The sequence below is a fragment of the Treponema endosymbiont of Eucomonympha sp. genome (genome assembly GCF_001028545.1).
Window position 1 is genome coordinate 1 of the sequence record NZ_BBPW01000158.1, and the last position, 1,372, is coordinate 1,372.

A 1,372-nucleotide genomic window follows, 5' to 3' on the forward strand; every position below is an offset into this window, starting at 1 on the left:
CGCTTGGATTGCTCGGCAGACAACTAGGCAGGAAACCGACGCCTGCAAAGAGAATAACCTTGACAAAATCCCCCATGCCGCGCTATGGTGCCGGGCTTTTATTGTATTATTATAATGAATAATCTTGACACCTCCCTCGTATTGCGCTATGGTATGTGTGTTGTTGTATCGACTTGGCAGTATGCGATATGGTTCCGCGCAAGGGCAGTTGACCGTATCCCGCAGAAGCGGCGGCGTTGCCCTCGGCGGGATTTACCGGCATTCAAGACAATGACAAGCAATAAGGAACGCGTACAAATATGAGAAACAGACACGCCATATCGTCCGCCGCGCGGGCAGTTTCGCTTGCCGTCGCGGTTGCCGCATTCGCCGCCCTCGCGGCGGGCTGTCCGCCGCGTCTTTTTACCTACGAAAAAGAATACGTCGTTTCCTTTGAATCCGGTTTGAAAGAGTTCGAACGGCGGGAGTTTCCCCTAGACAAAATCACCCTCTATACCTTCCCGTTATGCGAGTGGGAGAAGCCGGACTCTGTCTTCGGCGGGTGGGCGGAGGAGCTCGACGGTTCTACGGACGGCAGCGCCCGGTATCAGCCGGGCGAACACATTATGGTGGAGCGGAACATGCGTTTCGTCGCCGTGTGGGAGTTTGAACTTCGCATTTTCTACGACGGAGACGACTCGGACAAGGGAAGGGCGCCGGTCGACGAATTGGTGTATGTCGAATACGAACAGGCAACGGTGCAGGGCAACACGCGGAGCCTGCAAAAAACGGGCTACACTTTCTCCGGCTGGACGGGCGTTTCCCCGAGTAGCGGTTCCCTGCCGGACGACTCGTGGACGGTTTCCCCGTATCAACCGTATCGGGCGGACGTGGTATACCGAGAGGGCGACACGTTCCTCATAACCGGAAACGTTACGCTGTACCCTTACTGGGAGGAGGGAAGGTTTTGGCTTTCCTACGACAAAAACGGCGCGGATTCGGGGGGCACCCCGACCGACAGCGCGAAATACGGCGCCGGGGACTGGGCGGTCGCCGCGGACGCTCCGGAGGGCATGACGCGAGCGGGCTACGTCTTTAACGGCTGGAACACGAAGCCGGACGGCACGGGGAAACCCTATCGGGTGAACGCGTCTGTCCCGATAAACGCCGACACAGTCCTGTATGCGCAGTGGAAAAAGCTATACACATACACCCTCTCCTATGACAAAAACGGCGCGGATTCGGGGAACGCCCCGACCGACGGCACGAACTACGGCGCCGGGGACTGGGCGGTCGCCGCGGACGCTCCGGAGGGCATGACGCGAGCGGGTTACGTCTTTAACGGCTGGAACACGAAGCCGGGCGGGCCGGGGAAAGACTATCCGGGGAGCCG

General features: G+C 59.0%; 1 protein-coding gene. It reads left to right on the forward strand.

Features of this window, described 5'->3' with window-relative positions; all coding sequences use genetic code 11:
- Nucleotides 1-299 precede the first annotated feature (299 nt).
- A partial coding sequence (locus tag AWU74_RS05545; RefSeq protein WP_162504883.1) for an InlB B-repeat-containing protein occupies nucleotides 300-1,372 on the forward strand: 1,073 nt, incomplete at its 3' end.